A 12327-nucleotide genomic window follows, 5' to 3' on the forward strand; every position below is an offset into this window, starting at 1 on the left:
TCGCGATTGATTCCTACCGGCGGGAGCGAGGGCGGCAAGACGCTCGGGGTGCGCAGCATCGGTTTAGTGCGTTGAAAGCGCGTCTTTGGCGCCTGCCTGTCTTTCTATGCACCTGTCCGAATATTGCAGACGCTCAATCATGTCCTGGCCCTGTGCTTGCAGGCTCACCCTAGGTCTCCAGACCTAGGATCGCTCAAGACACCGGACTCTTTTCCAGCCTTTGTGTACGATGATGAGTATCTTAATGCGCTCGAGGCCAAGAACTGAATGGGCGGCGACTTGCAAGGGCAAAATGACCGCGGAACCACGTATCTGAGTCAGAGGCGCAATCCAACTGAGGAACGCATGGTTGTGTTTTCAGACGGTTATGACTCTCATGCATGCGTAACAACCAACAAGAATACCAACAAAATATTTCTGTGGATCACTTTCATTCCTCATGGAATGCGCGACTGATTTGGTCCGACAGCGGCTTCACAAAATAAGAAAGCGCCGTACGCTCGCCCGTCTGGATCATCGCTTCGGCCGGCATGCCGGGCAGGAGCGTCAGGTCCTTGAGCTTCGTCAGTTCCGCATGCGGAACCGACAGACGCACCAGGTAATACGAAACGCCGTTTTTTTCGTCCGTCGCCAGATCGGCTGCGATCCGGCTGACATATCCGTTCAATACCGGCGTGGTCCTCAGATTGAAGGCTGACATCCGCAGCACGGCCTTGTGACCAAGCTGGATTTGGTCGATGTCCTTCGGGGTGATTCGTGCTTCAAGCGCAAGATCGTCGCCTTCCGGAACGATTAGCATAATCGGATCGGCGGGCGTGATCACTCCTCCGACCGTATGAACTGCGAGTTGTTGAATGGCGCCTGACTGCGGCGCGACAATATCGATCCGTCGCAGTTCCTGTTCAGCCGCCACCTTGCGCTCAACATACTCCCCAACCTGCGCCTGAACCTCTCTGAGCTCCTGGCCGACTTCCGTCTTGAAATCCGGATCGATCTGCAGGATCTGCAGGCGCGTTTCGGCTATGCGGGCTGCCGTCTGTGCCTGATGTGCAATCTTCTCACCGCGTTCGCCGCCGAAAGTGGCAACCTGCGTCTTCAGGCTGTTCAAGCGTTGGTCCGAGACAATGCCTTGGTCGCGCAGCCCACTCAAGGCAGCAATTTCCTTTTGGAGAATCTCGGTGCTTTTCTCACAAGCGATTTCCTGCGCCTTGAGCCCCTCGATCTCGTGCTCATATTGAGTGATGCGTTCCGCTAGCTGCGCCTGCCTTCCGTCGCGGGATTGTCTGCGGAATTCGAACAGCCGCGTCTCGCCATGTACTGCCGAAGCTACGTCCGGAACATCTCTGCGGGCGAGCAGCCAGTCCGGGAAGGCGATCTCCGCCAGATCGTCACGCTCAGCTTCGAGTCGTGCCAGGTTGGCGGCCAGCTCATCGAGCCGCTTGGTGACTACAGCGAGAGTGGCGCGCGTCTGGGTGGCGTCGAGCCGCATGAGGATGTCGCCGGCTTTTACTTTATCACCTTCGCTCACCAGGATTTCTCCCACCACCCCGCCGGTCGGGTGCTGCACCGTCTTCACATAGGAATCGACGACAAAGTGTCCGGACGCGACAACCGCGCCGGAGAGATTCGTGAAGGCCGCCCAGGCTCCGGCTCCTCCCACAAAGATCACGCTCGCCAGCAGGCCCGCCACCAGGTGCCGGCGAATGGACCTGGAAACGTCATTGTTCTGATGAATGCCGGACACCGGGATCCTCCATGTCAGCGCGCTCGTTATCCTGTGTAGACTCGATGGCCTTGACCCCAGCGCCTGATGCCATCGCTGCCCCCTTAAGGACTTTGGAAAGCGCTTCATCACGCGCACCGAATGCTCGCTGCCGTCCACCTTCCATCACCAACACCAAATCCACGGCGCGGATGGCGCTCGGCCGATGGGCAACGACAACCGCAATGCCCTTGCGCTCGCGCACGGAGGCGATCGCCTTAACGACCGCAGCCTCGCCTTCCGCATCGAGATTGGCATTGGGTTCATCCAGCACAACAAGGAAAGGGTCTCGATAAAGAGCACGGGCAAGACCGATACGCTGGCGCTGCCCGGCGGAAAGTGCCGATCCGGCCTCACCAATCGGAGTTTCGTAGCCGTGCTCAAATCGGAGGATCAGTTCGTGCGTGCCCGCTGCCTTCGCCGCGGCGACAATAGCCTCAGGGTCAGGATCGTCTTCAAAACGAGCGATGTTTTCGGCAATGGTGCCGTCGAACAGTTCAACACCTTGCGGCAAATAGCCGATATGACGGCCTAGCGCTTCCCGGTCCCATTGATCGAGGCTTGCGCTGTCGATGCGAACCTTTCCGGCGACCGGCGCCCATGCGCCGACGATGGCGCGCGAGAGTGTCGACTTGCCCGAACCCGATGCACCGATGATCCCGAGTGCGCTTCCCGCCTGAACGGCAAACGCAAGGCCGGTCACGGTCGGCTTCCTTTCGCCGGGCGGAACGATTGTCACGCCTTCGAGGCGGAGTTCGCGTTCAGGTGCAGGCATTGGCATAACAGGAGCGGTTTCAGGAACCTTTCCCAGGAGGTCCTCCAGCCGCGCCCAACCCTGGCGCGCCATGAGGAAGGGTTTCCAGCTTGAAATGGCCAGATCGACCGGAGCCAGCGCACGCCCCATCGTGATCGAACTGGCAATCATGACCCCGGCCGTAGTCTCCTGCCTGATGACAAGGTACGCGCCGACGGCAAGAATGGCCGATTGCAGCAGCACGCGCAGCGACTTTGAAATGCCACCCAGCCCACCTGCCACGTCCCCGACTTTCCGGTTGGCGGCCAGATACTTGGCATTGGCCTTGTGCCATCGGGCAGCGATCCGCTTTCCGAGACCGAGAGCTTGCACGACCTCGGCATTGCGGCGCGCTGCTTCCAGTAGACCATTGCGTACCATGTTGTGGTCAATGGTATCGCGTATCGGCCCTTGCGAGAGAGTGTTGGTAAGGAGTGTCAGAGATGTGAGACCGATCGCCCCGATAAGTGCCGTCATGCCGATCCAGAAATGAAAGAGGAAGCAAATGCCAAGATAAAGCAGCATCCATGGCAGATCGAAGAACGCTGTCGGACCGTTTCCACCTAAGAATCCGCGAATATTGTCGAGATCGCGAAGCGGCTGCAAGCCGTCGCCCGGCATGCGCGTTAAAAGCGGAAGGCGAACGATCGCATCGTGAACGCGTCCGGAAAACTGTTCATCGAAACGCTCGCCAATCCGCAGCAGCACGCGCGCGCGCAAAATGTCGAGCAGGCACTGGAACGCATAAAGCCCTGTAGCAAGCACGACGAGCCCCACTAGCGTCGATACGCTGCCACTTGCCAGAACGCGGTCGTAGACCTGAAGCATGAACAGCGGCGAGATCAGCGCAAGCACGTTCACCACGCCGCTGATCAACAGAATTCCCCAAATAGCGGAAGTCAGAGGGAAAGGTCTCAAAGCTGAATCCTTCAAGGAATGGTTACTCACGTAGGTCTCCGTGAGGATCTGGCGACCCAGCTCCCTATATTGCTCCCCGAGCGGCGACCGACTGCATCCGCTCGCTGATTCAGGATCAGTGCTCCCGCCGAATATGTTTGGTTTGGCATCTAATGGAGCGGGTCAACAACAACACCGTCCGGCTGAAGGTTTGGAAGGGCAACGTCATCGTGGCCGGCCGCAAGGGCCCGAACACGCTTACCGCCCACGCCTTCAGGGAGATTTCGGTGTACGACCAGCGCGACGTGCAGGGCTTCGTCAAGCTGTACACGCTGCGACTGCTCCCGGGCGCCCCGGCCCATCGCAAGTGGCGGAAACGGAAAGCGCCCGCCCCGGGGGGGCGGGGCGCTGTTCCGTATGGGTTTTCTGGATCAAACGAAGGTGAAGTCCGACGCGGTCAGGCCTAGGTCGGCCACGGTGACCACACCGCCCAGGTGGGCGAACTCATGCGCGCTGTTGTCGGCGGTGACATAGGCCAGAGTTGCGACTCTGTCGGTGTAGCTGCTTTGGTAGACAATGATGTCGCCGGCGTGCTCGCCGGAGATCGCACTCGCGGCTTCAGAAGCAGAGTTGAAAGATTCGCCAGTGATTACCACGACGTGTTCGCCGTTCGCACCCGAGGCCGCACCACTGTAGAAGCTGCTCACCGGGTAGCCGGACTGTATGCTGGCGTTGTTGACGAAGTTCGCGCCAAAACCGTCGTTGTAGAGGCCCACCGCATCGAAGGCGAACTTGTCCTCCGCCGGGTTGAAATCGGTGATAGTGGTAATGTCCGGCTTCGACCCGACACTCGGGACGACCCCAGGCACCGGATTGTGGAACTGGAACACGAACGTGTCATTGTCGGTGCCCCCGGTCAACGTATCCTGGCCGTCACCCACGTAGAGGACATCCTGGCCGGGACCGCCGCTGAGCCTGTCATTGTCGTCACCGGAGATGCGCGCGTTGAAGCGGCCGTTGTCGCCGGAGAGATCGTCCCAGCCATCTCCGCCGAAGATGCGGTCGTTACCCTCGCCGCCAAGGGCTCGGTCACTGCCCTGGCCAGCCGAGATCTCGTCGTTGCCGGCACGACCGTCAATCCAGTCACCGCCCTGGAAACCCTCCATCCAATCTTCACGCTCGGTGCCGATGAGTGTTTCGGCACCCGGGCCACCCTCGATAATGTTTGCCATCGAAAAATACTCCTAATGATGCACCCTGCCTGACGCGTTCATATTGCTCATCGGATAATTAGAGAAATCGATTGCTTGGATAGACACACATTTACGAAATGGATGCACTCACGTTCACTTCCTTCTGCTGAGCAGTTGCGGGCTCGCAGGCGGCGGAGACGCTGGTCGCCGATGCAATCGATGAAGATTCGACACTCAAACCGGGACTAGGACGAACTTCGTAACGGGGCCGTCCTGGTTGGGCCCCAAACTTCTCTCTGTTTGCTCGACGCCGGCATACCCGCACCGTGAGCGCTGGACGAGGACAAGTTCCGCTGGCGGAGAACGGCGTGATCGGCTTGCCGCGCCGAAACTGATGGCGCTCGTCGAAGGCATGGACTGGACACGCGTTCGAGCCGAACGGCGACGGCGTCCGGCCGGAAGGCGGTGGCGAAGTGACTCAGGCGCAAAAGGCGGGCTTCAGGCCGTGCACAATAAGCTTCTGTCGGCGTCATGACGAGAAGCGCTTCGGCCCGTCCCCACGAAATCGATATGCTCAAGGCGATGTTCGTCGCCATGGCGGCGGAGAAGGCCGAACTCCAACAACTCCGGAGCGAAACACTCAAGGCCGAGATCGTCCGGATGGCGACACTCAACGAGCCTGCCCAGGAGCGGATCGCCGACCTTCATGGGATCGTCAAGCAGCTGGAGCGCGCCGCTTCGGTCGCAGCTCCGAGAAGCTCGAACGTGACCAGCAGGCCTTCGCCTTCGACGAAATCCAGACCGGGCTCGGCGCGATTGAGTCCGAGCTCGAGGCCGCAAGACCGACAGGCGAGCCGCGACGTGCTGCGCGACCGCGCAAGGCGTTCCCGGCGCATCTGGAGCGGGTCGAGATCGTCATCCAGCCCGAGCCATGGGGGAAGAAGCGCTCCCGCAGCCAATCGTCCAGTCCGTCAAACGCGGTCGGCCGCACAGGCTTGCGAAACGGAACAGTCCCGCCCTCGCTTAGATACCGAGGCACCGTGTTGCGCGCGCACCCGAATTCTTTCGCCCGTCGGTTCATTCCCCAGCCAAGCTCATGCAGCCGCAGCATCGCTGCCACCTCTTCATGCTGAAGGATCTGCTCTCCCTGCATCGTTCTCGACAATGCAGGAATCGCCCAATCCCCAATCGCCATCCATGCCTCCTCTCATAACCGAGGGGTCAGTTTCTCAATTCGGCCGACAACTGAGACGTCCGGTGCTCTTAGGCGGGGTAATCATACGAGATGCCTCCTGCAACATCATTTCCCGCATCCACAGGCTTGCCGGATCATTATTGTGAAGCGCAGGCCATTGGACGGCCTCCGTGAATGCGGCAGGAAGTGGCGGCGGAAGTTCGACAATCCGCAGGGGTGTTAATTTTGCGAAATGCTGCGCCAGCCGTAAGGGCATTGTCCCGATGCGGTTGGTGCCTGATAGAAGGGGCGGGATCATGCTAAAGCCCTGTACGACGACCTCGATACGTCTCTCGAAACCGTTCTCGAGCAAATACCATTCCTCGATGGAGGGCTGCCGGGTGTCCCCGAATTTAAGCACAACCTGCCCCATCGACAAGTATCGGTCGAATGTAAGTGGCTCTGACAGCTGCTTGTTCGTGCCGCAGCCTACGCATACGAGCATATCTTCGAACAGGGCTGCGCGAGGATGTTTCGACATGAACACTTCCGGCATAATCAGAAAATCAACGTCGCCGCGCCGGAGAAGCTCCTCGGGGTCGTCGGAAATAAGCAGACATTCGAAGCGGACGGCGGGAGCTTCCCGCGCAGCACGCTTTACGATCTTCTTAAAAAATACGAGCGTGAGGTAATCGGAAAGGATGATGCGGAAGCGACGATCCGATCGGGCCGGGTTAAAGGCGTCCCAGGAAATAATCGACAGCTGGATGTGCAGCAATGCCTCCCGGACTGCTGTGGCGAGCCCCTCCGCGCGTGGTGTCAAAATGAGTTCGCGGCCGTTCATCGTAAATAGCTCATCGCTGAAATAGGCGCGTAACCGACCGACGGCGGCGCTCATGGCCGGCTGACTCAGGTTAATACTGCGGGCCGCGGCGGTGACTTTACGCTCCCTGATCAAAGCGTCCAGCACAACCAGGAGATTTAGATCGAGTCCCTTAAAACGCATGAATTGACCTATCCGACGCGTGGATGGGTATCGCCCAAAGAATCAATTTTACGAATGGTGAGTAGCGTCAACGCATCAGCCGACGACGAAATAGAGCAACCGATAGGAAGAACGGCAAAACCGTGTATATGCAAAGCGCGCCGATATGCAGGCCCATGCTGCCGGCCGGACGGCCAAGCATCGCCGGACGAATGAGGTCAATTGCATGTGCGAGCGGCAACAAGGAGGCGACGTCCTGAAAAGCGCCGGGCAATTGGTTGACCGGAAACATCGCGCCGCAAAGGAACAGCATGGGTGTTATAACAAGCGTATTATAAAATATGAAATATTCATAACTGGGCGCAAGCGCCGTGACGACCATCGCTAGACTCGCGAAGGCGAGGCCACTGAGAGCGATGACTGGCAGCAAGCAGAGGATGGATGGCCACGATGTGTAGCCGAGCGTGGTGGCAACAATAGTGATTGCTGTGCCCGCCATCAGGGCCTTGGTGGCTGCCCACGCCAATTCGCCGAGTAAGATATCGCCGAGCGTCAGCTGAGTGCATAGCATTCCTTCCCAGGTGCGCTGGTTGTCCATGCGGCCGAAACTCCCGTAAACCGTTTCAGCAGTCGCCGATGCCATCGCGCTTGTGGCAACCATGCCAGCCGCGAGAAACGCAATGTACGAAGTGCCCTCAACAGGACCTATCATTGTTCCGATGCCAAAGCCGAGACCGAACAGATAGATCATCGGATCGGCGAGGTTGCCGAGAACCGATGCAAGCCCGATTTTCTTCCATCCAAGATAGTTGCGGCGCCAAACCGCGACCCAATTCCACGCATTGGCGGGCATGGCCGCCGCATAACGTTCGCCCATTGTTCAGTCCTCCATCTCGCGCCCGGTTAGCCGCAAGAACACATCCTCGAGATTGGGGGGACGCTGCAGAAGGCGCAGACCCGCGCGCCCGCGTAGCTGCACCAGCACCTGCTCCGGATCGGGTGCATAGCAAAAAAGCGTCTCACCGCTCACCTCGATGCGCTGTGCGTACGGCCGGATCAGCGCACCCAGTTCATGCGGATTGCCGCCGTAGACCTCGACCACGTCACAGCCGATCTGCTCGTCAATGAGTGCGGACGGGCGGCCTTCGGCGATCTTGCGCCCCTCCTCCATAACGCACAGCCGATCGCACAGCCGCTCGGCCTCTTCCATGAAATGGGTAGTCAAAAGAATAGTCTTGCCCCGCGCCAGCAGCGATCGCAGCCGTTCCCAGATCAGGTGGCGGGCCTGCGGATCGAGGCCGGTGGTCGGCTCGTCCATCACCAGCAAGTGCGGGTCATTGATCAGCGCACGCGCGAGCGTCAGGCGCCGCTTCATGCCGCCGGACAGTTCGGCGACGCGCGCATCCGCTTTGTTCTCGAGGCGGGCGAACTCAAGCAGCGACGGTATGACCGCTTCGATCTGGCGTCTGCTCATCCGGAAGTAGCGCCCGAACACCAACAGGTTCTCGCGTACAGTGAACGCGGTATCAAGATTGTCGAACTGCGGGACCACGCCGATGCGCATACGTGCCAAACGCGCGCGCGCCGGCACTGGAGCGCCGAGCACAGTAATCTTCCCCGCATCAGGCGATGTCATGCCGAGGACCATACGCGCAATCGTGCTTTTGCCCGCACCGTTCGGTCCCAAGAGCCCGAAGCATTCCCCCGCCGCAACGCGGAACGACAGTCTGTCGACAACGAGCTTGTCATAAGTTTTGCTTACGTCAGTAAGATCGATCGCTACCATGGACATGGGTTCATTTTACCGAGAGGGACGCCAAGACTGGCGGTTGCTTGGTTGCCTGCCGGACCTGAAACTGTGACTCGTCTTCGCCATCCCAGCCGTCGATAACGAACTGATCGACATCACAAGGATTTAGCCCGTGTTCCGCCAAAGCGGCGACAATTGCGTCGAGATTATCGATGGTTTGATAACGCGGATTGTTGTGCCGCTTTTCCTGCTCAACGCAGAAGACGAGCCGTCCATCCTCGACAAGGGCGATCGCCCCATCATGGGTCAGCTTGGTACCACAGATGCGCATAGTGTCTCCACGTTAACGGCGATAGATTCGATTCATCAGGAAGCGGAAAGCGGGTTTCGGAAACGGACGAGCAAGCAGTCTTCGTTGACCGACTCGCCCCGACACTCAAGACGCTCTACCTCGATCAACGTTTCGTTCAGCATGGCGATGACCGGCTCAGCACCAGCGGCGTGACCCCAGCGACGGCAATTAGCATCCCTTGCCGATCCGAAGATCAGATGCCCGCCTGGCGCAAGCACCCGCACCAGGTTTTTGACGGCCGCGCGCATCTCGGCTATGTCTTCGAGGTAGTATAGGACCTCCGCCACAACGATCAGGTCAAACAACTCGTCGGTCGAAAACTGTTGAACATCGGAGACTATCCAGTTGATGCGCGACGGCTCCTTTATCCGTTGACGTGCTCGAGCAATCGCTTGCGCCACGACATCGATGACGGTGAGCCCTTGGCAGTAGGGAGCTAGTTTTTCCGTGAATGCGCCGGCAGCGCACCCGACTTCGAGGGCATTTGTAATGGAGCCTTGGGCAAGCGCCAGCTGGAGCATTTGCGTGTGGCGCTCCCGCTCGAACGGATTGCCGTCGAGGCGCCACGGATCGTCTGCGGCCAATTCCCGATCGAGCAACTGATGATTCATGTTCTGGGTCAAACTCGTCCACCTCTCGTCCACCTAGGTAATTAGCGATCACTCGTCGCCGCAGATGTTGCTCGACAGCGCTAATCCCGAAGAATCCGCGCAAGATTGAGCCTGCGAAGCGGAGCCGCATGCGGTGAGAATTCTGCCCTGCTTGATCCAGTGATCGGAGTTTGGGTGGGGGCCTGTTTTCCCCCAGTGTTCGATGTAGCGACAGCAGAGCTTCGCGACAGCCAATCGCTATTGCTCAATGTACACAGCGCGTAGGCCTTCAAGGGAAGTAAGAGAAAGATGTTGATGAACGTGTGCAGGGAAAAGCCCAGAAATCGAAACTGTCGAGCACGAAATGCTACCACGCTGCATCGGAGCATGGTCATGGACAAAATCATCAGTCCTGTCCACCAAGGCACAGTGCCTGTCAGTGCGAAATGTGCGAGGCCCGTTAGTACCGATAGGGCGAGGAGTAGCGGCCCGAGATTCTGTCCGACCACGTCCAACGTGAGATAGCTATTGAGGCCGGGCAGCAAGCGCAGCCCAAGCAGCGTGTCCCGGAATGTGCTTCGTGCCCAACGGAGTTGTTGGCGCAGATACGGTCCGAGTCTGTTCGGAACGACTGTGGCCGCGATGGCGCCCGGAACGTACTCGGTTCGAAAGCCTGCTTTCAGCATGAGGATAGTGAGATGGCGATCCTCCCCGAAGTCGCTTGGCTTGCCCCGAAAAAATTGCGACTCGTACTGGTCCAGTAACAAAAGGAGCGCAGACCGGCGGTACATGGCACATGGGCCGCAACAGCACATAACGGCACCGAAGCGAGCCTGTGCCGCGCGCTCCTCGTTGCAAGCCAGCCAGTACTCCATGTCTATCAGCCTTGTCAGCCAGCTCTCGCTCCGGTTACTGGCAATCAACTGACCCATGACTGCGCCGACCGCTGGATCTCGCATCTTCGGTACAAGCTTGGTGATGACGTCGGACGCGAGTATCGTGTCTGAATCAACGTTAAGCACCAAATCCCCGGATGAGCGGCGTATCGCGGCGATCTGCGCCTTGCGCTTTCCAACATTCTCGGGAAGCAAAATGATGTCGAACCTAGGGTCGCGCGCGTAGGTTTCGTGGACAGTTCCTACGGCTTCGCGATTTCCAGAACCGTCATCAACCACATAGACCCGAAGTCTTCCGGCGTATTCTTGGTCTGCAATGGAAGCCAGGCACTCTGAAAGCGTGCGCGGATCCTCGTTGAAGCAGGGGACGATGACATCCACGCTGGGCAGTTGATCGGAGCCGACGAGATCCTTCAACGCCGATGAGTCGTTTGTCGGCAGAGCATAAATCCCCTGCATGCTCTTATAAGCAGTCGAGAGCAGTGCATAAAGCGAAATGGCCACAGTGCTGGTTGTACCAAGAAGAGTCATGGGATCTCGTTTGTTCAGTGATGTTGAGGAAGTGAGCGGATTACAAATCCGCGCTCATGAAGTGCTGGAATCAGACGGGACAGCGCCGTGACCGTCTGGTCGCGCAGACCGGCGTGAGCGCCCTGGCTCAACTCGCCGGGAGGGCATCCGTCGTGCAAGAGTACGATTGCGCCCGGCCGGACAGAGGCGAGCACGGTATCGATAATCGCGTCGACCCCAGGGCGAGACCAATCTCGAGGGTCGACGGACCAATGGAGGGCCGTCAGCCCGGCGATCTGTGACGCTGTGAAGACTTCTTCGCTCCAGGCGCCGTAGGGCGCGCGAATATAGCGCACCGAGGCCTGAGGGCACGCCCTCATGATGGCGCCGTTCGCTTCAAAGATCTCACGTTGCACTTCGCCGAAGCCGCATTTGTACAGATCCGGATGAGTCATCGTGTGGTTGCCTAGCTCGTGCCCTTCTGCAAACATTCGTTGGATTAGATCCGGGTGCTCTAAGGCGTAGGCGCCGATGACGAAGAAAGTCGCCGGCACCCGCTGCTCTGCCAGCACATCGAGAATCTCCGGTGTGAAAAGTGGATTGGGACCGTCGTCAAACGTCAGATAAACGCTGCGACGGCCGGTGCCGTCAGAGCACTCACGGCCCACTTCGTACAAGCAATCGGGACGGCTCATAGCTCTGGTCCGTTCCGATCGATCATCGTGCCCGTGGGCCACTCGCTGATCGGCCGTCCAACTGGCAGAACAATGGTGAGTGCGTCATCGATGCGTGTGGGCGGCAGGTCGAGGCGCGCCTCTGGTCGGGTGGAGCGCACGCGAATTCCCGACAAAACGGCCAAAGGGCTGTATCGCCGCCCGAACCTCTCAACATGATTCCGCAGCGCGTCTCGGACGGTTCCGAAAGCGAATGGAACGCCAAGCTCCTGCAGTATTGGAAGCATGACATGGATTGAATGGGCGATTCCGAGACCCTCAAGATCCGGACGTACCCCGTACAGGCCCAGCTCAGCCACCAACAGATCGACCGCGTCAACCTTGATGAAACGGCGCAGTATGCCCATGTGAGCCGCTACACCGCTCGAATCATAGGCGATTACGCGGAGTTCAGGCCTGGCTCCGGCCCAGCTTCGACTACCTTCGAACGGTTCTGCGTTGGACGCCCCAGTCGGCCCGTAGGTATTACGAAAGAACTGGGCGAGCTCGACGTGTTCCGAGAGCTGCAACTCGTTTTCCCAGCACAATTTCCACTGCACCTGAGGGCGCATTCAGGACCTCTCTTCAAAATAGTTTCTTGCGGGCCGCATTACCCGGCCAAAGCGGCGGCGTTGTTGGCTGCACTCAACCGTTGTCGTTAGCGACGGTGAGCCAACCGGTGGGGCTCGCCAATGAGCTCTCTCGATGTTCC

At 59.0% G+C, this 12327-nt stretch carries 11 protein-coding genes and 3 pseudogenes; 2 read left to right on the forward strand and 12 right to left on the reverse strand.

Translation table 11 applies throughout. The annotated features are described in order from the left end of the window. Nucleotides 1–430: 430 nt before the first annotated feature. Both NKI67_RS22885 and NKI67_RS22890 read right to left on the reverse strand, forming a co-directional pair. Entirely contained in the window at nt 431–1744 is a 1314-nt protein-coding gene (locus NKI67_RS22885; RefSeq protein ID WP_352646905.1) for an HlyD family type I secretion periplasmic adaptor subunit, read from the reverse strand. Further along, the gene (locus NKI67_RS22890) at nt 1719–3488 is read right to left on the reverse strand and encodes a type I secretion system permease/ATPase (protein ID WP_352646984.1); all 1770 of its coding nucleotides are present in this window, start codon (nt 3486–3488) and stop codon (nt 1719–1721) included. The genes NKI67_RS22885 and NKI67_RS22890 overlap by 26 nt, the downstream gene beginning before the upstream one ends. A gap of 137 nt (nt 3489–3625) precedes the next feature. Here NKI67_RS22890 and NKI67_RS22895 point away from each other — a divergent pair, with 137 nt between their 5' ends. Beyond that, a complete protein-coding gene (locus NKI67_RS22895) occupies nt 3626–3919 on the forward strand; it encodes a hypothetical protein (RefSeq protein ID WP_352646907.1) in 294 nt (97 codons plus the stop codon). On the opposite strand, the gene NKI67_RS22900 is transcribed toward NKI67_RS22895, so the two are convergent. Next, a complete protein-coding gene (locus tag NKI67_RS22900; protein WP_352646909.1) occupies nt 3884–4684 on the reverse strand; it encodes a calcium-binding protein in 801 nt (266 codons plus the stop codon). The two genes, NKI67_RS22895 and NKI67_RS22900, sit on opposite strands and share 36 nt — an antisense overlap. 434 nt (nt 4685–5118) lie before the next feature. Between NKI67_RS22900 and NKI67_RS22905 the strand changes: the two are divergent. Next, nucleotides 5119–5499: pseudogene (locus NKI67_RS22905) on the forward strand (transposase domain-containing protein); the annotation flags it as partial. A 77-nt stretch (nt 5500–5576) separates the two neighbouring features. Here NKI67_RS22905 and NKI67_RS22910 read toward each other — a convergent pair. From NKI67_RS22910 to NKI67_RS22950, 9 genes and pseudogenes are all read right to left on the reverse strand, one after another. Next, nucleotides 5577–5840, reverse strand: a pseudogene (locus NKI67_RS22910) (IS21 family transposase); the annotation flags it as partial. A 34-nt stretch (nt 5841–5874) separates the two neighbouring features. Then, nucleotides 5875–6825, reverse strand: a complete 951-nt coding sequence (locus NKI67_RS22915; protein ID WP_352457039.1) for a LysR family transcriptional regulator — start codon at nt 6823–6825, stop codon at nt 5875–5877. Between the two features lie 67 nt (nt 6826–6892). Continuing rightward, complete coding sequence (locus NKI67_RS22920) at nt 6893–7681, reverse strand: ABC transporter permease (RefSeq protein WP_352450738.1); 789 nt, start codon at nt 7679–7681, stop codon at nt 6893–6895. A gap of 3 nt (nt 7682–7684) precedes the next feature. After that, nucleotides 7685–8596, reverse strand: coding sequence for a nodulation factor ABC transporter ATP-binding protein NodI (nodI, locus tag NKI67_RS22925; RefSeq protein ID WP_023719311.1), 912 nt, complete (start codon nt 8594–8596; stop codon nt 7685–7687). Nucleotides 8597–8639: 43 nt separating this feature from the next. Beyond that, nucleotides 8640–8885 (reverse strand): annotated as a pseudogene (locus NKI67_RS22930) (carbamoyltransferase N-terminal domain-containing protein); the annotation flags it as partial. A 35-nt stretch (nt 8886–8920) separates the two neighbouring features. Continuing rightward, entirely contained in the window at nt 8921–9517 is a 597-nt protein-coding gene (gene nodS, locus NKI67_RS22935; RefSeq protein ID WP_352450799.1) for a nodulation methyltransferase NodS, read from the reverse strand. Between the two features lie 80 nt (nt 9518–9597). Next, a complete protein-coding gene (gene nodC, locus NKI67_RS22940; protein ID WP_352646419.1) occupies nt 9598–10923 on the reverse strand; it encodes a chitooligosaccharide synthase NodC in 1326 nt (441 codons plus the stop codon). 14 nt (nt 10924–10937) lie between these two features. After that, nucleotides 10938–11597 carry a chitooligosaccharide deacetylase NodB gene (nodB, locus tag NKI67_RS22945; protein WP_352646418.1) on the reverse strand — a complete coding sequence of 220 codons (660 nt, stop codon included), beginning with the start codon at nt 11595–11597 and terminating at the stop codon, nt 10938–10940. Then, entirely contained in the window at nt 11594–12187 is a 594-nt protein-coding gene (locus tag NKI67_RS22950; protein WP_352646912.1) for a NodA family N-acyltransferase, read from the reverse strand. The genes nodB and NKI67_RS22950 overlap by 4 nt, the downstream gene beginning before the upstream one ends. Nucleotides 12188–12327: the final 140 nt, after the last annotated feature.

Origin of the sequence: Mesorhizobium sp. M0408, assembly GCF_040321495.1 — a bacterium.
Taxonomy (GTDB): domain Bacteria; phylum Pseudomonadota; class Alphaproteobacteria; order Rhizobiales; family Rhizobiaceae; genus Mesorhizobium.

Bases quoted from the DNA above. Each gene is read 5' to 3' on its own strand.
- NKI67_RS22895 (WP_352646907.1), top strand. From the start codon at position 3,626: ATGGAGCGGGTCAACAACAACACCGTCCGGCTGAAGGTTTGGAAGGGC.
- NKI67_RS22900 (WP_352646909.1), bottom strand. From the start codon at position 4,684: ATGGCAAACATTATCGAGGGTGGCCCGGGTGCCGAAACACTCATCGGC.
- NKI67_RS22915 (WP_352457039.1), bottom strand. From the start codon at position 6,825: ATGCGTTTTAAGGGACTCGATCTAAATCTCCTGGTTGTGCTGGACGCT.
- NKI67_RS22920 (WP_352450738.1), bottom strand. From the start codon at position 7,681: ATGGGCGAACGTTATGCGGCGGCCATGCCCGCCAATGCGTGGAATTGG.
- nodI (WP_023719311.1), bottom strand. From the start codon at position 8,596: ATGTCCATGGTAGCGATCGATCTTACTGACGTAAGCAAAACTTATGAC.
- nodS (WP_352450799.1), bottom strand. From the start codon at position 9,517: ATGAATCATCAGTTGCTCGATCGGGAATTGGCCGCAGACGATCCGTGG.
- nodC (WP_352646419.1), bottom strand. From the start codon at position 10,923: ATGACTCTTCTTGGTACAACCAGCACTGTGGCCATTTCGCTTTATGCA.
- nodB (WP_352646418.1), bottom strand. From the start codon at position 11,597: ATGAGCCGTCCCGATTGCTTGTACGAAGTGGGCCGTGAGTGCTCTGAC.
- NKI67_RS22950 (WP_352646912.1), bottom strand. From the start codon at position 12,187: ATGCGCCCTCAGGTGCAGTGGAAATTGTGCTGGGAAAACGAGTTGCAG.